Raw genomic sequence first — 21,555 nt, 5'->3', positions numbered from 1 at the left:
TGTTATGTGGATGTAGACCAACCACTGTAGTGTGCATGATATATCCTTCAACAGCTTTGCAGCTTAATTGCCTTAATCCGTTGGGGTACTATCACTCTCGTTGGTAGTTACTCATTAACAACAATGAATCTGTCAAGTATAGCTCACCGTAGTGCTGAGGAATCCCCAGTAATGGGCGGGTAAAAAAAGACAGGCATAGAGTTTTGTGATCTACTGATTGTGCAACCAATTCAATGAGATCACCTCTATGCCTGCTCGCCAAGTATGTTAAAACTTCTTCCATGATGCTTTAGCACCGTTTCACAAATACCGACAAAATGCTTTGTTGGATGCCACCATTTCACTAATTAATGGCGCATCACTGACGCTGACCAGTATCGGCCGTTATTTACCCGGCTCGGCTCAGGTCAAAAATAAAATAAAACGCGTTGATCGCTTGCTGGGAAATGAGTCGCTACACCAAGATATCCCACTGATTTTTAATAGCATTATATCAATGCTGACGAGTCAGTTATCTCTGTGTGTTATAGCCGTTGACTGGAGTGGTTATCCTTCCATGTACTTCGTGCCAGCCTGATTTGCGACGGACGTTCAATCCCCTTATTAAGCTGGATAGTTTCTTCAGAAAAACAGCAGAACCCGCTGATACAGAAAGCGTTCCTTTTGATGCTCTTTCCTGTGTGGTTAACCCGCAGGCCCGGGTCATCATTGTTACTGATGTTGGGTTCAGGAATGCATGGTTCAGACATATAAAATCACTCGGATGGGATTTTATCGGGCGTATCAGGGGAAATACCCAGATAAGGCTGAACTGCAAGGGTGAATACTGGTTCAAACGACAGGAATTACAGGCCAGCAGCCGGCCGGAATATCTGGGATCAGGGACACTGGCCCGCGCAGAATATGCCCGCAGTGACGGCCATTTTTACCTTCATAAAAAAGCATCAAAAGGAAGGAAAAATAAGCGTTCCCGTTGTGACATAACCAGTCCAGCACAAATAAAAGACGTGCGATCCGCAGCAACAGAACCGTGGCTGCTCTTCAGCAGCACAGATGACTTCAAGCCACGCGAAATCATGAAGTTGTACAGCCGTCGAATGCAAATAGAGCAGAACTTCCGGGATGAAAAAAGTGAGCGCTTCGGGTTCGGTCTGCGGGCCAGTTACAGCCGTTCAGCCGGGAGAATGCGGGGACTGAGCCTGCTGGCGACACTGAGCACAATAGTGCTGTGGCTTGTGGGCTACGAGGCTGAAAACAAAGGGTTACATCTGAGATACCAGGCCAACAGCATTAAATCACGGCGGGTAATCTCGTATCTGACGTTAGCGGAGAATGTCCTGTGACATTCCCCGCTAATTTTAAAGCGAACGGTGTTGAGCACCGTTCTTAATCACCTCGCCAAAACCTACCGAAATATGGTGTTGGTTTATTAGCGCTGATTTATGGGGATCCCTCAGCACCGTAGTGGTTATTTTTATTGTGGTAATTTTCACTATCTGCTGTGATTTTACTCTTCATAGTGGATGTTTGCACGCTACAGTGGTTGGTTCTATTTTGGTGTTAGCGCACTGATAGTTTTTTAAGGTTTGATTTTACGTTCAAGCTTGTAAAGCTGGGGCTCTGGTTTTACCTGTATCTGCTTGAGGACGTATTCAGCCGCAAAATCGTGGGTTATGAAGTCCATGCCGTGGAAAGCGGTGAGCATGCTGCAGACCTGTTGTACCGCACGGTACTGAGCGAACAGTGCTGGCAGCAGCCGCGGGTGCTGCATGCGGATAATGGCGCGCCGATGAAATCGCAGACGTTACAGGTGAAGCTGGCCGAGCTGAAGATAACGGCCTCGCACAGCCGGCCGCGGGTGAGCAACGATAACGCGTATGGGGAGTCGCTGTTCAGAACGCTGAAATACGTGCCTTCGTGGCCGGAGAAAGGGTTCGCGACACTGGAAGATGCGCGAGCCTGGGTGGAAGGGTTCGTCAGTTGGTACAACGAAGAGCACCGCCACAGGGGTATCAGGTATGTAACGCCAGGCCAACGGCACCGGGGTGAAGACGTTGCTTTACTGGAGAAACGGAAATCGGTGTATGAAGCGGCAAAAATGCGAACTCCGCATCGGTGGTCAGGGCAGACAAGAAACTGGAGTTGGCAGGATGAAGTGTGGCTGAATCCGGAGCGAGAAACCCTCGCTGCGTGATCTAACAGAGGCGACAACTACCTTGACACGCACCGGTACAGTCATCGGTGGAAAATTGAGACTTTCCATAAAGTTATGAAATCTGGCTGTCAGGCTGAACGTTCCAGGTTGGGTTCAGCAGAACGGCTGACAAATTTATTGTTTTGTTATTGCATTCTGAGCTGGCGGATATTCTGGCTGACAATGTTGAACAGAGAAATACCGAAAGCACCGGCAGAGCTGGTTTTCACAGAAACAGAGATGGAAATACTGGATCGTATGGTGAAAGACACAGCACAAATAATGTCATCAACGCCACTTGAGAGATATACGATAAAGCTTGCGCAACTGGGAGGGTATATGGGAAATAAGAACAAACACCCACCAGGGAATATTGTTATTTGGCGGGGCCTGAGGCGCTATATTTCTCAGCACTTGCAGACGCTTGTTGAGGCTCACCTGAGAAACCCCAGACCTGGGGTGTTGTGTAATCTTGAGGGGGTAGACCTCCAGGGGGCAGACCTGCGTAAGACAACACTTCTGATGAATCTGCAGGGCGTCAGTTTTTCCGGCGCAGTTCTGGATGGCCCAGCGGTGGCGCAGATTGCTCAGGCTATCAGAGAGGGACGGGCTGACCCGACGGCACTTCTGGCTATTAACCTGATGGGGGTAAATTTAGCGGGAGTTAACCTGCAAGGGGTAGACCTGCCCTGGTTAACACTTTTGCATCCCATTACGGGGCAGCCTATCATCGTCAATTGATTTTACTGCAGCTCTTTCAACTGCGGTGGGGGCGGTTAACACGGTCTTAATGGCGTAGGATGACCCGGTAATGATGTCCGTGACATCTCATTATTCTTTAGGGTGATACCCTTATTATAAAGGGCAAACAAATATGAGAACAGGTATTATTTAATCATTTATACACCCCGTATTTCTTTCAATATAGCTTATATGGACAACATATACAGACAGGTAATAACAAATACGTAAAGAATTTTTCTCATTATTTTCTCTATTAACGAGATTACTGTCGCTATTGATATACTTTATTCAGTTTCCCACAAGAAGATTAATGATTTGTATATCCCCTCGACGTGGTTGGGATTGTTCTGATAGGTTATTTATCATCAAAAGAATAGGTGAAATAGCGTGTGAAAATCATATGTAACCACCACCTCAATTCATTAACATTTATTTAATACAACTGCCGATATTTATTTTATCTTTTATGCCATGAGCTATTTTTGATAGTTCCGGGTTCGTTACTGCGTATTTTTATATATTAATACTCAACATAAACGATTTCCTTTATTTATCCGCAGAGCGAAGAACACCTTCACTATCAGGCAGGAAAGAGACGGTTGCCCCTGATTTTACCGGTGAGCAGATGCCTCCATCAGCCGCTTTGCGTCCTGCCCTTTTATACCGTGATGACGGCAACCGTCTTTATGGTTCGAACAGCCCCATTATGCCCGTTTCCACAGGAGACACGCCTGACTACGGCATAGATTATTTTTTACTGGAGAATGATGTATGACAATTTCTACACCCGAGCGGTATAAGCGCCGCCCTGATGGCGACCACCCGCTATTTTCCCGCACCCCACTGTCGGCCCTCATCGTTCATGGTTAGGAAGTTGGATCCCTTTTTTTCCTTAGGTCAGAGGCAAAATAGAGTGACAGGACCATGAGTTTCATTCGCTCAGTCAGTGCGAAGTTGACGATTGATTAAAATAAATACCGGTTTGATGCGAAATCCAAATTTCCGGCAGATCTTCCCTATGCAGCCTGCCGTAACCATTGCTCTGTTTTGAACTCCTGCCGACGTCGCGCCAACAACTCTTCTGCCCGGATACCAGCCTCCGCACTGTTAAAAACCATCCGGCTGCCACACAACACGCACTGGTAAGGATCTACATTGGTAAATTGTTTCATCAGAGACGCAAAGCCCGGTTTCTGCGGTTTTTTCTTCATTTCAATCCCCAGTGCGGTATAGACTTTAGGCAATAACTCCCCCCGTTTCCGGTTGGCCAGGAAACCGTAATACCTCACCATTTTAAAATGGCGTGACGGGATATGGCTGATATAGCGCCATAACATCTCTTCCTGGCTGAGTCGTTGCGTGCAGTGCCGCTGAGTCCGGTGGTCATAGTAATGATGAACAACGGCTCCGCCGTTGTAATGGCGCAGCTTTGAGGCAGCAATTGGCGGCCGTTTCAGATAGCGCCCCAGATAATTCACGTTTTGCCGGGCGTGTTTGGTCTTTTTGGCAAAGTGGATTTTCCAGCGCCGCTGAAACTGCACCTCAAGCGACTGGCACCACTCCCGATAGTCCCGGATGTGTTGATAGCCGGCGGCAGGTAAATCGAGCTTGGCGTAACTTCCCCGTAACAGGGTAATGACGGCCTGCCGCCAATAGAGCTCAACAATTTTCTTTTTAAAGTAAACCGGTCGCCAGACGCCGTGTTTGAGACACAGTCCTCCGCGAGTGACGGACAGATGAATGTGGGGATGCTGATTGAGTTGTCGACCGTAGGTATGCAGGGCCACAAACAAACCTATCTCGATACCGAGTTTTTTGGCCCATTTGAGCAGGGTATTGGCGGCACAGGCGAAAAGTTTATTGAGCAAGGGCCAGTTGTTGGTAAAGGCAGGCCAAAGTTTATCGGGCAGGGTGAAGGTAATGTGCTGCCATTCGCAGTCGGGGAGAACATGCTGTTGCTCAGCAATCCATTGCTCGGTGGCTTTCATGCCACAGGCACTGCAGCCTTTGCTTTTACAACTTTGGCAGAAGTATTTAGTGTGAGAGCAGTGAGCCGAAGCACAACAATATCGGCGAACGCCCATGGCACCGGTCCCGCAGGCGAGCATCCGCTCGATGACCAGTTTGGTCCATTCGGGGACGGTATGGCCGTGTTTAGCCAGTAACTGGCCCCAGCCATCATCAATCTGGAAGAGGAGTTTTACGGGGCGCGGGATATACATGTAGGGGAGTATAAAATTTAGAAAAACACAGGGAAAGTGACGTAGCCGCGCTGCAGCCACGCTCACATCGAAGGTGAAATCTATTGATATCGATGACTAATTCTAGAAGTTGTATTTAACCCCTAACATCGCCGCAGTATCGCTGTAGCCTTTGTTACCAATTTGCTGGCCCACGTTGCCCCACAGATTGACTTGTTTATTAATCTGACCTTCGATACCCATCTTCAACTCGGCAATATTGGCTGCGCCGTCTTGTTTCACGGTGATACCGTCCATATTGGTGCCGAAATCCCGGGTGTTATGTATCCAGTTGGCTTCAATAAACGGCTGGAATACACGGTCTTTACCTTTATCCTGCTCAGCATAACCACTCATAAAGGCTTTCACGCCCAGGCGGGTCTGGATATTTCCCTCACCGTCGCCAGAAATATTCGTGCCATTGGCTTCTTTATGGTTATCGGCTTTCACTCCCATCCAGGTCACCTGAGCTTTTGGCTGAATGAAGTACTGGGCATTTTTAACCGTATTTTCACCGATGTTAAAGGTATAACCACTTTCTACAGAAGCCGTCAGACCGTGGGATTGGTACTCTTCAGTCACTAAATTTTGACCGTTAACGGTGTTATTAAACCAGCTGTATTGCGCCCAACTGTCCGCATACCAGCCCGACTTATCGGTATCGTTCGCATACCAGGTCCCGTATACGCCGGTGCTGTAGCCGTCTACTGACGCACGGGCACTGTAATCTGACAAGCGAGATTCAGTTTTACTTTTGCTGTTACCGTAACCGGCCATTATCCCCAGATGAAAACGGTCTCTCTCGTTATGACTCCACTGAGCAATGTCACCCCCCAGTTGCAGGACATAACGGTTAGATTGTGTCCTCAGTTGATCCTGAGAATCACGTGACCGGTTATGGCCCCCCTCGTTACGTAACCACAGACTGGTGACTTTCTTTTCACCGGTTTGTGCATCAATATACTGGGTTTCCCCCAGACGGTCGTGCAAACGTGTTACGAACATAGTGTTAGCGACCGCCAGGTTAGCTGTATAGCCCCCTGCCTCCGGGCGCTCGATCATGGGAGCTCCAGGTTCTTGAATGGTCGGTGTTTCTGTGCTGGTCAAATACCAGTTAGCCGCATTGGAACCCACTCCGCGGGCTAATGAATAGTCATATGCACCGGCTACAATCCTGCCGTTTTTAATAAATTCCCCCTCCGATAAGCCATTCACTTGTATTAACTCAATGCCGTTCAGAGTGGCTGCGCCGCCGCCACCTGCATTGGTGATACTGACTTGTGTTGTACCGGATGTATTTCCTTCCACAACCAATCTGTCGGTTGTGGAATTATCATCATGCAAAGCTGTATTGAAACTCAGCAAGCCATTATTACCCATATAATCCCCTGTAATGGTCAGCACTGCACCTGGAACACCATTAAAGCTGACCACTCCGGCGTTATTCAGGCTGGCGATAATTTGGTCATATCCGGCTAAATCCAGTCGTCCACTGGCTTCAGTGACAAAATCTGACTGGTTACTGAATGCACCAGCGGTCCCGGCTCGCAATGCTCCAGCACTTACGGTAGTAATGCCGGTGTAACTATTGACCGCTGTCAGCGTAGTAATGCCGTTATTAATTTTATTGACGGTCAATGAACCGGACATCTGTGGTGAAAAATCAATATTATCGATATGATTAAAATTGATTATTGCCGCCCCTGCCCCTCCGGTAATACTCGCGGTATTGAGGGTGCCGGCCAAATTACCATTGCCGATATTCAAGGTACCACTGGAGGCTGCATTTGAAGCAATAGTGACTGAACTTGCCGAAACTGTTGCTTCATCAGCAATGGTCAACGTGCCGTTGCCGGATTCAGCAATAGAAAGAGTGGAACTGTTATTCCACTGAGAACCTGCCCCTATTACGTCAACAATACCCGTGGCCCCAGCAGCCCTGCCAATATAGCTGTTTGTATTATTAGCCTTCCCACCCTCGCGGATAGTGAGAGTGCCGTTACCAGTACGACCAATAGTGAGTCCTGTGGTATTATTCCACTCAGCCCCTAAGCCTGAAACCTCAACAATACCCGATGAACCGATACTATTGCCGATAAACCCTGTTACGCTGGTAACAACACCGCCATCACGGATGGTGAGCATAGCATTGCCTGAATCTCCAACAAAAAGGCCTTGGGTGCTGTTCCACTGTGAACCCGCATCAGATACCTCAACAATGCCAATTGAACCCGCATTCTCACCGATATAACCAAAAGAATTGTTAACGATGCCTCCATCACTAATGGTGAGTGTGCCGTGCCCGCCAGTCCCAACAGAAAAAATAGTTTGGGTCCACTGCGATCCTGCACCCGACACATTTGCAATGCCAATGGAACCTGCATTCTCACCGATATAACCAAAAGAATTGTTAACTACACCGCTATTACTAATATTTAGTGTACCTGTGCTGGAGTAGCCAACGGCGAGGCTGAACTCATCCCACGGTGATGTTTGAGTTCCAGGAACTGTGACAATCTGACCACCATCAATATTAGTCAGTGCGGCATAAGTTACGGGAGTTAAAAGTAAACTCATCGACACCACGATTAGATATAAGGAGTCTATTTTCATGTGAAGTTTTTCCTGTGGGAGCTAAGTGCTTTTTATATTTTCATTTTAAACTGAATGAATAGAAGAGGGGTTTATTGGGTTTGATTCACTTTAACTCATTAATGGATATGTCATTTTAACATCTGTATTAACCGTTTTCCGACCTGATGATTGTGGTAAACATATCAATTGTAATAGGAATTCTATAAACAACAAATGGTTAGGCTGTTGGATACCTTTTAGCCATTCTAACAGTAGCAAAATGGGGAGGTATGGTTATTGATTTACATCTGTTCAAATACAACTTCTATCCAGTTAAAACCCCTACGGATGTCCCACAAGACACTGGCAATCACATTGTCGATGGCCAGTTAGGTTATTAGGGGATGGTTTGCAGTGATTATCGAATAACTGACACCAGTCAATATCAATCTGAAAGAGGATACTTGCTGGACAAGGAATGTACATAGATTAGAGTAAGTTATGATGGTAAAGGAAAATCACACTCCAGCAGAGACTTAGCTCCCGCTGCAGGCGGGCTATTGTTCTTGCCTGCAGCTTTTCCGTTGCCCCGTCGGTATTTGCATACACAGAGGATGTTTCCGGAGAGGGGGTCGTGGTGGAGGGAGAAGTCTTGAATGAGGGCGAAAATCAGCGGGTTCATACTGGCGGCACGGCCAACGACACTATCATTAATTATGGGGGGCAGACTGTCGAGGCTGGAGGAACCACCAACGGCACCACCATCAGTGGTGGAGAGCAGATTGTCAATGATGGCGGTACCGCCAACGGCACCACCATTAGTGATGGTGGGACTCAGAATGTCAATGATGGCGGTACCGCCAACGGCACCTACGTCTATGAAGGAGAGCAGATTGTCAATAGTGGTGGTACCGCCAACCGCGCGTTTTTTCAGAATGGAACTCAGCATGTCAATAATGGAGGCATCGCCAACAGCACCACCCTTACTATGGGATGGCAGAAGGTCCGTTCCGGTGGCACCGCCAACGGCACCACCATTTATGGTGGGAGCCAGACTGTCGATAATGGCGGGATTGCCAACAACACCACTATTAATAGTGGTGGCGTTTTAATGGTTGAAATAGGCGGCGTATTGACCGGCCAGACGGTGGTGAATGGTACCGGTGACATTCATTTTCATGGTGACACAACAGAGGCCTTGCAAAACCAGAGTGAGCTGGTCTTCCAGCGCAGTGCCGATTATACCCTGGATTTCAATCTGGGGGGGACTGGCAGCCTGACGCAAAACAGCCCGCATACCCTGCTGTTGTCTGCCGACCGCACCTATAGCTACACCGGCGACACCACCGTTAAGGGCGGGACCCTCAAAGCGGGGGGCGACCAGGTATTCAGCACCGCCTCGCATTACCTCACTGAGGCGGGGGGAACACTGGACCTTGATGGTTACCGTCAAACCCTCGCGTCACTCAATCATGCCGGGGTGGTTAACTTCGGCGGCAGCGGTGGCAATATCCTGACCCTCACTGGTGATTACATTGGCAACAACGGACTCCTCCAGATGAATACCGTCCTGGGGGAGGATAACTCCGTGACCGACCAGTTGGTTGTTGAGGGGAACACTTCCGGGACCACCCGTGTTCAGGTGAACAACACGCTGGGTGGTGGCGGTCAGACCCTTAACGGTATTGAGTTAATCACAGTGGCGGGTACTTCTGAGGGGGTATTTACCCAAGTTGGGCGTATTGTGGCTGGGGCCTATGATTACTTCCTCGGTCGCGGTGCCGGTGCTCAGACCAATAACTGGGTGCTGAGTAGCAGCCTGTCACCGGACCCGGTAGACCCGACACCACCCGACCCGGTAGACCCGGTAGACCCGGTAGACCCCGTCAACCCTGACGACCCGGTCAATCCGGTGGTGCCGATAGAGCGGCCGGAAGCCAGCGGCTATATCGCCAACCTGGCGGCGGCCAATACCCTGTTTGCCACCCGCCTGCACGACCGGTTGGGGGAAACCCAATACATTGATGCCCTGACCGGGGAGCAGAAGGTCACCAGCCTGTGGCTGCGTAACGAAGGCGGGCATAACCGTTTCCGTGACAGCCGTGACCAACTGGGCACCCAGAGCAACCGCTATGTGATGCAACTGGGCGGGGATATCGCGCAGTGGACGACGGACCAGAGCCGCTTTCACCTCGGGGTGATGGGCGGGTACGGCAACAGCCAGAGCAAAACCGATTCGCGGGTGACCGGTTACCGGGCGGATGCGTCGGTGGACGGCTACAGCCTGGGGATGTACGGTACCTGGCAGGCGAATGACGCCGACCAGACGGGCCTGTATGTCGATGGCTGGGCGCAATACAGCTGGTTTGACAACAGCGTGAGCGGTCAGGGTCTGGCGAGTGAGCATTACCAATCTAAAGGGGTGACCGCCTCGGTGGAAAGTGGCTACACCCTGAAGGTGGGTGAGAATGCGGCCAAGAATGCGAAGGTCTTTATCCAGCCACAGGCGCAGGTGACCTGGATGGGCGTGAAAGCCGATGAACATAAAGAAGCCAATGGCACGCAGGTGTCGGGCAAAGGCGATGGCAATATCCAGACGCGTCTGGGGGTGAAAGCCTTTATGAACGGGTCCAGTGCCCAGGACAAAGGCAAAGACCGGGTATTCCAGCCGTTTATCGAGGCGAACTGGGTGCACAACACCGAAGACTTCGGCACACAGATGGACGGCGTGACGGTGACGCAGGCCGGTGCGGGCAACATTGCCGAGCTGAAAACCGGGGTTGAAGGTCAGTTGAACAAACGGGTGAACCTGTGGGGCAATGTGAGCCAGCAAATTGGCGACAAAGGCTACAGTGACACGGCGGTGATGTTGGGCGTGAAGGTTATCTTCTGACGAACCGTCCCCCCCGACAAGGGGTCTTCAGGTCTTTTGTCGGGGGAATACAATCAACAGTGAGGATGACTATGATGATGAAAACACTATTAGCGGTATCAGTACTGGCACTGGGGTTGACGTCTTTCGTGGGCGTGGCGGCTGACAGCGCCCACGGACAAAAGGTGACCCACCCGGTGGCGATGCAATCTGACGACATGGCGGTGAAACATGACGTGGCATCGGAGAAGGGGAAATCACACAAAGCCACCGACGATGGCGTGAAGCATGACGAGAGACTGCGGAATGAAGCTTCGCCATCGGCACAGGGCAACCCGAACCACAAAGTGAAGTAAGCCACACCAGGATATCCGGTGACGCAAGTTACCGGTTATCTCTCCCACTTTAGCGAGACAATATATTTTTCCAGCTCGATGGACTGGCGGTGGGTTAGTCTATATATGGGCAGATATCTTTGCACAATTGTATTAACCATCCTGACATATAAAAAGCATATATAAGCCCTATAATAGCCAGCAATATCAGGATAATGGGGATTAAATAAGTCTTCATTCATTCTCCTTAAGCTACCTGTATGCTAACCGTGGGGCAGTTGGATGCTTTTGATGCCGACTGAGCTTAAATTTAGCTTAAGTATAATAGATTAGTAATACTACGGTGAACTCACATTCCAATTAATTTTCGTCTGGGTAACATGCCGTTATGTTCATCAGACGGAGAAGTAAAATGCCTAAACACTATACCCCTGAGTGTAAAATATACCACCTTGAGGCATGGCGGGCCAGCGGGCTGACTCGCCGTCAGTACTGTCAATCTCAGGGGATCAGCGAGGGGACCTTCAAGCACTGGCCTTCCCAGATAAAAAATAAATATAATCCCCCCGGACTGCCCTCCGTCCTCGAGAGCATGAAAAAGTGTGTAATACTACGGTGAACTCACATTGACGTAAGAGGTTGGTTCTGCATGACACAGAATCGGTTAGTCCGTGAAGGTGTTTTCTGCGAAGGGTAACAGTTCGTACAGCCGTTCTTCCGGCCATTCCGGTAAACGCGTCAGCACCGATTTCAACCACGCGTACGGCTCCAGACCGTTCAGCCGCGCGGTTTCCAGCAGACTCATGATGTTGGCTGCGCGTTGACCCGCCGCCAATGACCCCGCAAACAGCCCGTTCGACCGCCCCATCACCACTGGCCTGATGGCGCGCTCACACCGGTTGTTGTCCAGCGGTAATTCGCCATCATCCACGAACCGGCAAAGTGCGATTTTGTGATTCAGCGCATATTGGATAGCTTTATATAACGCCGAACCCGGCGCACAAGCTTTAACCTGGCACGCCAGCCAGACCCACAAGGCCTCCAGCCTGGGCTTCGAGTACCGTTGTCGCCACTGCCGAATTTTATCGACCGGTCGGTGTCGGATACTCTTTTCCAACTTATAAAGCTGGCCAATCATCTTCAAGGCTGTTTCTGCACGCGGATCCTGATTCGCTTTGAACAGGTCCGCAAAGCCCCGCCGCACATGCGCCCAGCAGGCCACGTTGACGACTTCACCCCCATTGTTCAGGGGATGATAGGCGGCGTAGCCGTCGCTCACCAGATTACCACGCCAGCCGCTCAGGTACGCTTGTGGATATTTCGCTGCTCGCCCGGGTTGGCTGTCGAAGCAGACGATGGCGGGTCCCGTCTTTTCCCCACTGACGTAGGCCCACAGATAACCTTTGCGGGCTTTGCCCCCCTGTTTGGCATCCAGTATCAGCAGCGGAGTTTCATCGGCATGTAACACCGTTCTTTTCAGCAATTCCAGACGCATCAATGCAACCAGTGGCTCCAGTGCAACACCCGCAGTACCGACCCAACCGGCCAGCGTACTGACAGGGATGTCCACACCACTGCGGGTAAAGATGGGGTGTTGACGATAGAGCGGTTGGTAATCCCGGTATTTGCTGACCACAACCTGTGTGACCAATCCGACCTCAGGTAGCCCTTTGGGGATGAGAGTCGCAGGCAGGGAAGCAGAGACCACAGTCTGACAACCATCACAGCTGTATTGGGGGCGGATATAACGATTAACGACAAAGCGGGCCGGAATATAATCTAACCGCTCGCTGATTTCATCACGCATGAAGCGCAGCGTATGCCCACAATCAGGGCAGTGGTCTGATGTGGGAGCCATCACTTTCTCAACATGAGGGAGGTGTTCTGCCAGCGGTTTGCGGACGGGCGTTGAACGCTTTTCAGCCTCATCTGACCGGTCTTTGGGTAATAGAGCGTCCAACTGGGTTTGAGCGGCGGCAATATCGGCGTCAGTGTCTTCTTCAAAGAGTGAACGCTGTAGCCCAGAGAGGGCTTCACCTTTTCGTCCGAAGCGCTGTTGACGCGCCAACATCAATGCTTCTTCAAGCAACCGGATACGGTGCTCTTTTTCCTGGATAAGTGCATCTCGAGCCATGAGTGACTGCACCATGGTAAAAGCCAGAGTGCGAAGTTGGTCGATGTCATTTGTGGTCGAGAGAGCGGAGATATCCATGCTGTCCATTATACCCGCAACAGCATGGATATCCATTTATTATCAGTGGGTAAGGTGTTTTATTTTACTGAGACGAGCCCGATTTATTTTCTGGCGGGTGCACCCAGCGAGACAGGTCGTGACCGTGCATTTTTTGCCAGTCAATCCCCGTGATCAGCCATTCAAACTGGTCTGGGGTCAAAGACCACGCGATGTCGTTTGCTCGGGGCCAGATGAAGTGCCCCTGGTGCAGGCGCCGGGCACAGAGCCAGACCCCGTGCTTATCCCAGCGGAGCACCTTGATGCGCGTTTTCGGTTTGTTGGCAAAGACGAAGGCGGCCCCCTCGTGCCAGGATGCGTTGAGGGTCTCTTGGACGTATTGCGTCAGTGTGTCGATCCCGCGGCGCATATCGACGGGTTTGACGGCCAGGAACAGGTGTTCAGGCTTGAGCATAGTTGAGGGCCTTGAAGACATCACCCAGTTGAGCGGGTTGGCAGGCCACTCTGCAGCCCCCGGGGAGGTAAAGCATGACCGGGTCGGTCAACGAATCAATCGGTAAAGGTCGTGCTATCTGAACCGGGAGGACGGAGGGCAGTCCGGGAGAGGGATTATATTTATTTTTTGTTTGGGAAGGCCAGTGCTTGAAGGTCCCCTCACTGATCCCCTGAGATTGACAGTACTGACGGCGAGTCAGCCCGCTGGCCCGCCATGCCTCAAGGTGGTGTATTTTACACTCAGGGGTATAGTGTTTAGGCATTTTACTTCTCCGTCTGATGAACATAACGGCATGTTACCTGGACGAAAATTAATTGGAATGTGAGTTCACCGTAGTATTACACGCAATCATCAATATGCTCCAGTGCAGCGACTACATTGCCATGCCAGAGGTATCGTTTACTGCTTTCCAGAAGCGCCGAAACCTTACTACCCGTATCCGGATCTGATGCCTGCAGTCCCTTTGCATATTGCATGAGCACCGTCAGCCGCATCGTAATATGAAACCAGTCAAGCACATGAATTGATTCAGGATACATACCAAACCATGAATCGAATGACAGCTCTAGTTGAGTTACCTGTCCATCAAATACCGCAAGGGCGTTTCCTGATAAGCCAGATATCCTTGTTCCAGCATGGCTGGCCGTGATCAGTATTTTCTCCATGACTTTCTTATGCGTCTCAGATAATTCCGGCAGTCCGTCATAAGACCGAGATGTTTTTTGGCTCTCCTGTTCAAATGCGGTTTCCATTATCAGTGCATAACGGTAAAACCCCAGATATTTCTGCGTTAATGCCATCAGTTCTTTATCAGTAGTGCCGGTCTAAATCTGGTGGAATTCGGCGGTATAGCCCATTATGAGCCCGGTTTTTTACTAGAGACCTATCAGGAGGAAGAGATCCCCTTTCCTATTTCACTATCAGGTGGTGTTTGGTTTGATAACGCGGCCTGTAATTGGTCGTTATCCAATTGGTTACACCATTTGGCGACTACTATAGTGGCAACCCCGTTACCCACCAGATTGGTCAGAGCCCTCGCTTCTGACATAAAGCGATCAACCCCCAGGATCAGCGCTAACCCAGCCAATGGCAAATAGCCAACGGCAGAAATGGTTGCGGCTAATACAATAAAGCCACTACCGGTTACTCCGGCAGCCCCTTTTGAGGAGATCAACAGCACTGCCAATAATGTTATCTGATGAATTAAATCCATATGCGTGTTGGTCGCCTGTGCGATAAATACTATTGCCATGGTCAGATAAATAGAGGTACCGTCCAGATTAAAGGAGTAACCCGTCGGGATAACTAATCCCACCACGGATTTCTGGCATCCTGCTTTCTCCATCTTGTTCAACATACGTGGTAAGACAGATTCGGAAGAGGATGTTCCCAATACGATCAGGAGTTCTTCTTTTATATAGCGGATAAATTTGAATATATTAAAACCATTAAATTTAGCAATAGAACCTAGCACCACAACCACAAATAGGATACAGGTAACATAGAAGCAAATGATCAACTGACCCAATTGCATCAGGCTACTTACGCCATATTTACCGATAGTAAAGGCTATTGCACCGAAAGCACCAATAGGTGCTAGGCGCATAATAATATTGATAATACCAAAGATAACATGAGAGAAACTCCCGATAACATTAAAGATTAACTGACCTTTCTCTGCCAAACGATGCAAAGAAAATCCAAATAGAATGGCAAATAGCAATACTTGCAAAATATTACCACTGGCGAATGCCCCCACAACACTACCGGGGATGATATCCAGCAAGAAGGGGACAAGCCCTTGTTGTGAGGCTTGTTCGACATATAGCGCAACCGCTTTTGGATCCAGTGTTGTCGGGTCAATATTCATACCAACACCGGGTTGCGCGACGTTAACCATCAACAAACCAATGAATAATGCAATGGTGCTGACTATTTCAAAATAGAGCAGTGCTATTGCCCCGGTACGGCCAACGGCCTTCATATTCTCCATACCCGCTATTCCGGTTACGACGGTGCAGAAAATCACGGGGGCAATAATCATTTTAATGAGTTTAACAAATCCATCTCCCAGAGGTTTCATCTCTATAGCGAGATATGGATAAAAGCGTCCTAACAATACGCCTAATGCAATTGCAGCTACCACCTGAAAATAAAGACTTTTAAATATTGAAACTTTCATAATCATGTCCATTAGAATAAATAGATGGCAATATATCGTTGAGTTCGCTTTGATGATTGAGTGCCGATTCTTTTCTATTTTTGCTGACGTCTAAAAAACTTAACAATATTAAAATCATTAATTGCATTGCACTAATAACTGAAAAATTCACCGTCACACAACATGACTACCCGTATCAGTGGTAGTTTTGGAATGATTCGTGTGGTTGTGGCATGAATGGAAATAGTATGTAGATATTATTAATTTGCGCAGCCATGATTAACCGGCTCCTTTTAATCAACGAGAAGGGAATTTTTCAATCAGTAAGGCTACCGTCCTCTAATTGGTTTTACAATCCGGTTAATACCTGAGTTAACAGCAATAAATATTGCAACAAGCAGTTAAAGCTGAGTAAATATTCGCAGGATAGATAGTTGCCGGAAGTCACTCATCAGTGCTAGTGCCCATATCATAAAATCTGTATAGAACAGGATTGGAACAACCCACGGGAGTTTATTATATCCTGCAGATAGGTAGCGTTGCGTAGCTTAACAGTCGAGAGCCTATTCTAACGTATTGGCACATCAAAAGATTATGATTTCAGATTAAGCGTGCAGATGTTGTGTAACGCAGGCGATAAATAGATATAAAGAAAATAAAGCTGCGACTTTTTATTGAGTTTGATCGATAAGTTTACTCACCGTTTCATCATACAATTAGTCAATGCTTACGAGCCATCAGCTTGGCAGATTAATGATTTTCAGCAGGGATCGTGGCGGGACGAGGACGAATTGAGACAAGGAGGTGAAAAGCTAAATTTTGCATAAAAATACCCCCGTTGTTGTCGATCGAAAATGATTCAGGAATGATCCGAAAACGCTTGCGTATGAGTGATTGTATACTGATAATGGTATATCAGCAACGATTCGTGAAGGGAGGAGACAACATGCAACTCAGTGTTTTCGCTGAACTCGCGAAAGCGGGAACAATCGAAAGAGTGATCATTGAAAAAGATCTTACTGATGATCAACATCGCATAATTGTAAACCTTAGAACAGTGTTTGGTGATGAACTTCCAATCACGACTCGTTCTAAAACCCCACGCCGTTGGAAAGATTTCACCCACGCACTCGCTTCCCTGAAGAACAGGGCCGGAGAACTTAAACACGTCAAAGTTGAGATAAAAGGGTAACTAACAAATAAAACAAAGGCCTCATGCGCCAACATGAGGCCTTGTAGCTAGACAGTCCGCAACAAACAAACGCTGTAAGTAAGAACTGACCAACATCGAATAGGTCTCCATCTTACTGTTTGTCGCGACTGCCTGCAAGGATTTGTTCGCCCAAAAAACAGTATGATTAATAAAAAAACGATTATTTTGCATCGAGACGCTCTAGTTGCGTTTAGTTGCAACTCAAAAGCCGTGTTTTTGTGGCCAGTATCTTTATGGCTACAGTAATGCGCTCATACGTTAATGCGGAGATTCAGTTAAGGTTTAATCAACCAGGAACTGCACTCAACCGTATTTTAACGGAAGCACCTTATCTGCCCCGCTGTAGTGATAATAAAACGGCGGCTTTAGTGCGTCCTGCTCACTATGCTATTAGATATCCTTATATGCAGGTTAATCGAACCGGCATGGTTTCATGGCTCATTTTCGACCTAGATCATACCAATGCCAATATTTGGGATGATGTGGGGTTGCCAGCGCCTAATCTAATTGTTCGTAATCGCCGTAATGGCCATGCTCACCTCTACTACGCTGTAGTTCCTGTTTGTACCTCCGAACATGCTCATGCTAAGCCTATTCAGTATATGAAAGCCATCTATAGCGCTATGGCGCAGAAAATGGACGCTGATGAGGCCTATAGTGGCCCTGTGGCTAAAACGCCTGGGCATCCGTGGTGGGCTACTACCGAAATCCACAACAAAGAGTATGAGCTTGGAGAACTGGCAGAAAGTGTTGAGCTGGTTGCGACTCGTTGGGGTACTGGCCCTAATATGGATGCAGTTGCTCATTCCAGGCACTGTACTATTTTTGAAGAGTTACGTTTCTATGCATACTCCATCGTTGCAACAATGCGCGATACAAGCTCCTACACGAACTTTATTAGAAGACTCGATGCATTTGCTCATAATCACAATAATTTTATACGTCGGGGATTCCACGCTAATTTAACGGTGTCTCAGGTTAAGGCGACTGTAAAGAGTGTGGCTCGCTGGACGTGGGATAACTATACCGGTTGTTCCCGCTGCCATCGAGGAGCAATGTCACTAGCCCCTTCCCTGCCTCTGTATGAACGACAAAGATTATCTGCAAAACGTACTCATGAAAAGCGTCAGTCACAAACGGAATCTAAGATCCGATTAGCATGTCGCCACCTCCTTGGACGAGGGGATAAATTACGGCTATCAACTATTTCCAAGTTAACAACACTAACCCGGCAAACTGTCGCAAAATATAAGCACGTCATTAATGAAATAGAAGCCCAACCAAACTCTGTTATTTTGCTTAAAAGGGGAGCTTCAGGTGTTGTTCAAAATGTTAAGTATGGTGTACATCAGATAACTGTTCCTGTTTGTGGTTTCGTAAAAGAAACAGTTATTAACCGTTCTTCTCTGAGTGATAGTATGGTATTAAGTAATTCAGATGATCTTTCAGATGATCTTTCAGATGGTACATTGTGCCCCGATGATGGGTAACTGATGATACTTAACGTATTTAACTATGTTCGTATATTTCTACTGGTCTTGACGTAACTGTATACCTTCATCAAAAGTTAACCCTTTTGAAATGAGTTTTATTATTTAGGTGATGTGCATGCAACACTAATATCTGACTATTAGCTGGTATGCTTTTTTTTAGAATGATGTTCGATCGTATCTCAGAATATTCTTTAGACTTTTTGTGTTATGAATTTAATCTTGATCGATAACGGATTTTTTGAATGAGCTGAATATTATATATATTAGTGAGTCTAGCTATGAAAAGTCTAAAGTGTCGGCGTGGTATTTTGAAAATGCATTATTAAATTTTTTTCATGAGTACTGCCACTGATTTGACGCAACAAGGTTCAATATTCATTGAACATACTTTTGATTCTATTTTATTTGATGATATATACTAGTTTAATAATAAATGGTTTTTGATATTTCCTACTATTCCATTATCTCAATATTTCATAAATTAGTGGCGATGATTTTAGTTCTGGCGCTCTGCTGACTACTCGTCTATTAGTTTCAGAAAGTGATGATAATATTGTAGAGTTACTCAATAGTACGAAACTTCATCAAGATAGGTATTTACAGATAGAAACTAATTAAGCATTTTAATTAAATCTATGATTAACGCTGTGGAAGATAGTAATAAAAAATAACAAATGAGATCCTACATGTTAATAAATGGTTTTAATTATTATAAATTAACCCCTCGAAATATCACCATAAACCAAATAATATTGATATTGAGCAATTCTTTCTAAAACACTACAGTACTTGGCATTTAAAGTGCAATAGCTGTGAAAATATTTCGTTAACGAAATATTTCTTTAAAAAAGATTGTCAATTAAACCTTAAATCTATCTCCCCCTGCCCTACTTCTGATTAGTATTTGTTATCGAGTCACTTTGATTTAAATCTGAATGGAATTTATTTGCAATACGATATAATGCCTTCAATAAGGTTTAACCTTGAATTTGTATAATTACCTAAAAATATAAATAGATGAAGTTTTTAATTTAGTGTTCAATATAGTGATGGTTAGCAACTGTCTTGAGCAGATAATTTATGATGTTGCCTGATGTGTAGTGCTGCAGCATCTCCTCCTGTGTGATTTTTTGGTTGTGGTGCTGCTACGTGCGGTGATCGTAGTACTGATGAACTATGACACCTCAACGATAATGACGTAGCTTTGATGCCACCACTGGAGAGCGTTTCAGGTAGCTGCCTAGTATTTTACGCTGCGCCAGACACCACGGCTGTTATTGGCAAAATGTACTTCCTAGGCGCCGGTACTGTTAATGTAGATAGTGCTGCACTGGTGCTTATCACGGATATGGCCCAGTCATGTCATGACTCGGGATTGAAATGGTCATAACTGGCCGAAGTAGGTGCATAACGATACGGCACTATATTTCCTCCAGGTGCTTCTTCTTAAATAAACAGGGTGTGCCAGATGCCTCGTTTGACGTCGAGGCTGCTGCGGGTAACGGAAACGTGGATGTGCGGGGGGCTGATTCAGCTGGCGGCGATAGGCATGCAGTGCACAGATAATACCGACCTTGACACCCTGCCCTGCTTTCGGGCCTAGCGAAACAGGTCGTTCAGCAGTGGCCAGTTGTTGTTGTTGACGAAGGACTAAAGCAAATGGGTATGGTAAAGGTAATATTTTGCCAGTCGCAGTCGGGCAGGATGTGCTGTTGCTCGGCAAGCCACTGCACGATGACGAATTTAGTCTATTCGGAGATAGTATTTGCTATGTTTAGCGAGTAATAGGCCCCATCCCTCATCAATCTGAAAGATAAATTTCACGGGCCGAGGTATGTGCATACGCGGGATGATAGCGAGTTACGATTATTGATGAAAGTCGCTCTCTAATAGAGTCTTAGTTCACGCCGTAGGCGTGCTACCGCAAAGGAATATTTCGTCAACGAAACTTTCTTTCCTTTTAAGTAATGAAAGGCATGCCCATAAAAAAGAAGTATTGATAGTTAGATATCTATGATCACTTCCGTTTTTTCTACACTGATATGCCGAAGAAATTATTGGTTTGCATGAAGCTATTCAGTGTCAAAATAGGTTAGATGTGCGCGCCTCGACGAGTTCCGCACCACATAAACCTTAAAAATCGGGTTGCCTTTAATCAGTTATTCCTAATCACAGGTTTATCATCAGGCTGTTTGATCATTCGTATCATCAATGTTCAGTATACGCGAAACTAGATGTGAAATTTATAAAAAAGTAATATATTAATAACCGGTTATTAATAAATTTCAAAGACCCTTCTCCTTTTGTCGTAGCTCAATAAATCCTTGACAGTTTATTGTCCAGTCCTGCTTACTTATACCAACAAGTTGATTCGTCTTTCTTTGCTATACTGAAGTGGCAAAATCCCTGCGGCTCCTGTACTATTTTCCCATCGCGTAACTACGCAGAAATCAAATTTGCGGTAAGAGGGAGGGCCGACACTGGGGATCAGCAGTAAACGCAGGACTGCTGTATCTACGTCCTACGTCCAGCGATATTTATAGTTGATACTCCAAATATTTAAGTTGCTCAAGAAGGTAATACATAATGTTTACGTAGATTTTACCGTGCCGTAACTTTGCGAGGTACGGTAAAAATTTGTTATCCCCAAAAATTTCAGCAAAGCGCGTTATCAACGTGAGTTCTTTCCGGTGGCTAACACTCAGCGCCAGTAAAAAACATGAAGAGCTCTCTAACCCTGCGCAAGACATGTATTACCTGCTGGGGCTTTGTTCTGGACTGAACAAATATGCATTGAAGGTTGTGATGCCGCTTTACAGATTGTTTCAGCATCAATGAAATCATTTTTATTAATTTTGACGTACGGACGAACAAACTGTGGCAATATTAGCTTTTTGGGATACCCCCCTGTTCGGTCAATTTGTACACCAGAAAGTGAGCGTCACCGATAGACTCCATCATGATGACTGTTACCGGGCATGGCGTCAGAAATTCAAATAGTTTTAGTTTGGAGTATTTTTACGGAAAACCGCTTTCCAGTGG

General features: G+C 47.1%; 12 protein-coding genes and 3 pseudogenes. 8 read left to right on the top strand and 7 right to left on the bottom strand.

The window, feature by feature from the left end:
- Positions 1 to 247: 247 nt before the first annotated feature.
- The 3 genes and pseudogenes from A6J66_000235 (at position 248) to A6J66_000225 (ending at position 2,593) form a co-directional block, all read left to right on the top strand.
- Positions 248 to 1,433 (top strand): annotated as a pseudogene (locus A6J66_000235) (IS4 family transposase).
- 179 nt (positions 1,434 to 1,612) lie between these two features.
- Positions 1,613 to 2,194: a DDE domain-containing protein gene (locus A6J66_000230; GenBank protein PNM27176.1), complete on the top strand. Its 582-nt coding sequence runs from the start codon at positions 1,613 to 1,615 to the stop codon at positions 2,192 to 2,194.
- 36 nt (positions 2,195 to 2,230) lie between these two features.
- A pseudogene (locus A6J66_000225) lies at positions 2,231 to 2,593 on the top strand (transposase).
- A 1,361-nt stretch (positions 2,594 to 3,954) separates the two neighbouring features.
- On the opposite strand, the gene A6J66_000220 reads toward A6J66_000225, so the two are convergent.
- Positions 3,955 to 5,160 carry an IS91 family transposase gene (locus A6J66_000220; GenBank protein ID PNM27175.1) on the bottom strand — a complete coding sequence of 402 codons (1,206 nt, stop codon included), beginning with the start codon at positions 5,158 to 5,160 and terminating at the stop codon, positions 3,955 to 3,957.
- 102 nt (positions 5,161 to 5,262) lie between these two features.
- Complete coding sequence (locus A6J66_000215; protein PNM27174.1) at positions 5,263 to 7,791, bottom strand: autotransporter outer membrane beta-barrel domain-containing protein; 2,529 nt, start codon at positions 7,789 to 7,791, stop codon at positions 5,263 to 5,265.
- A gap of 595 nt (positions 7,792 to 8,386) precedes the next feature.
- Between A6J66_000215 and A6J66_000210 the strand changes: the two genes are divergently transcribed.
- The 3 genes from A6J66_000210 to A6J66_000200 all read left to right on the top strand — a co-directional run bounded on the left by A6J66_000210 (position 8,387) and on the right by A6J66_000200 (position 11,578).
- Positions 8,387 to 10,645 (top strand): autotransporter outer membrane beta-barrel domain-containing protein, encoded by a 2,259-nt coding sequence (locus A6J66_000210; GenBank protein ID PNM27173.1) that lies wholly within the window; start codon positions 8,387 to 8,389, stop codon positions 10,643 to 10,645.
- Positions 10,646 to 10,719: 74 nt separating this feature from the next.
- On the top strand, positions 10,720 to 10,980 hold the full coding sequence (locus A6J66_000205; GenBank protein ID PNM27172.1) for a hypothetical protein: 261 nt from the start codon (positions 10,720 to 10,722) through the stop codon (positions 10,978 to 10,980).
- 391 nt (positions 10,981 to 11,371) lie between these two features.
- Positions 11,372 to 11,578, top strand: a complete 207-nt coding sequence (locus tag A6J66_000200) for a hypothetical protein (protein PNM27171.1) — start codon at positions 11,372 to 11,374, stop codon at positions 11,576 to 11,578.
- 45 nt (positions 11,579 to 11,623) lie between these two features.
- Here the strand turns inward: A6J66_000200 and A6J66_000195 are convergent, their stop codons facing one another.
- The 5 genes and pseudogenes from A6J66_000195 to A6J66_000175 all read right to left on the bottom strand — a co-directional run bounded on the left by A6J66_000195 (position 11,624) and on the right by A6J66_000175 (position 15,828).
- Positions 11,624 to 13,207: an IS66 family transposase gene (locus A6J66_000195; GenBank protein PNM27170.1), complete on the bottom strand. Its 1,584-nt coding sequence runs from the start codon at positions 13,205 to 13,207 to the stop codon at positions 11,624 to 11,626.
- A 28-nt stretch (positions 13,208 to 13,235) separates the two neighbouring features.
- The gene (locus tag A6J66_000190) at positions 13,236 to 13,604 is read right to left on the bottom strand and encodes an IS66 family insertion sequence hypothetical protein (GenBank protein ID PNM27169.1); all 369 of its coding nucleotides are present in this window, start codon (positions 13,602 to 13,604) and stop codon (positions 13,236 to 13,238) included.
- Complete coding sequence (locus A6J66_000185; protein PNM27168.1) at positions 13,591 to 13,908, bottom strand: IS66 family insertion sequence hypothetical protein; 318 nt, start codon at positions 13,906 to 13,908, stop codon at positions 13,591 to 13,593. The genes A6J66_000190 and A6J66_000185 overlap by 14 nt, the downstream gene beginning before the upstream one ends.
- Before the next feature lie 79 nt (positions 13,909 to 13,987).
- Positions 13,988 to 14,191, bottom strand: a pseudogene (locus tag A6J66_000180) (ISKra4 family transposase).
- 341 nt (positions 14,192 to 14,532) lie between these two features.
- Positions 14,533 to 15,828, bottom strand: a complete 1,296-nt coding sequence (locus A6J66_000175) for a dicarboxylate/amino acid:cation symporter (protein ID PNM27167.1) — start codon at positions 15,826 to 15,828, stop codon at positions 14,533 to 14,535.
- Positions 15,829 to 16,693: 865 nt separating this feature from the next.
- Here A6J66_000175 and A6J66_000170 point away from each other — a divergent pair.
- Positions 16,694 to 16,999, top strand: coding sequence for a hypothetical protein (locus tag A6J66_000170; GenBank protein ID PNM27166.1), 306 nt, complete (start codon positions 16,694 to 16,696; stop codon positions 16,997 to 16,999).
- A gap of 266 nt (positions 17,000 to 17,265) precedes the next feature.
- Positions 17,266 to 18,510, top strand: a complete 1,245-nt coding sequence (locus tag A6J66_000165) for a replication protein A (GenBank protein PNM27165.1) — start codon at positions 17,266 to 17,268, stop codon at positions 18,508 to 18,510.
- Positions 18,511 to 21,555 lie beyond the last annotated feature (3,045 nt).

The organism is Yersinia enterocolitica (assembly GCA_002082245.2).
Classification (GTDB): domain Bacteria; phylum Pseudomonadota; class Gammaproteobacteria; order Enterobacterales; family Enterobacteriaceae; genus Yersinia; species Yersinia enterocolitica_E.
This window is presented reverse-complemented; position numbering and strand designations above follow the sequence as displayed.

What these genes read in the sequence shown, in the direction of transcription:
- A6J66_000185 (PNM27168.1), bottom strand. Translation starts at nt 13,908, where the DNA reads ATGCCTAAACACTATACCCCTGAGTGTAAAATACACCACCTTGAGGCA.
- A6J66_000190 (PNM27169.1), bottom strand. Translation starts at nt 13,604, where the DNA reads ATGCTCAAGCCTGAACACCTGTTCCTGGCCGTCAAACCCGTCGATATG.
- A6J66_000220 (PNM27175.1), bottom strand. Translation starts at nt 5,160, where the DNA reads ATGTATATCCCGCGCCCCGTAAAACTCCTCTTCCAGATTGATGATGGC.
- A6J66_000175 (PNM27167.1), bottom strand. Translation starts at nt 15,828, where the DNA reads ATGAAAGTTTCAATATTTAAAAGTCTTTATTTTCAGGTGGTAGCTGCA.
- A6J66_000165 (PNM27165.1), top strand. Translation starts at nt 17,266, where the DNA reads ATGCGCTCATACGTTAATGCGGAGATTCAGTTAAGGTTTAATCAACCA.
- A6J66_000215 (PNM27174.1), bottom strand. Translation starts at nt 7,791, where the DNA reads ATGAAAATAGACTCCTTATATCTAATCGTGGTGTCGATGAGTTTACTT.
- A6J66_000170 (PNM27166.1), top strand. Translation starts at nt 16,694, where the DNA reads ATGAGTGATTGTATACTGATAATGGTATATCAGCAACGATTCGTGAAG.
- A6J66_000200 (PNM27171.1), top strand. Translation starts at nt 11,372, where the DNA reads ATGCCTAAACACTATACCCCTGAGTGTAAAATATACCACCTTGAGGCA.
- A6J66_000195 (PNM27170.1), bottom strand. Translation starts at nt 13,207, where the DNA reads ATGGATATCCATGCTGTTGCGGGTATAATGGACAGCATGGATATCTCC.
- A6J66_000205 (PNM27172.1), top strand. Translation starts at nt 10,720, where the DNA reads ATGATGAAAACACTATTAGCGGTATCAGTACTGGCACTGGGGTTGACG.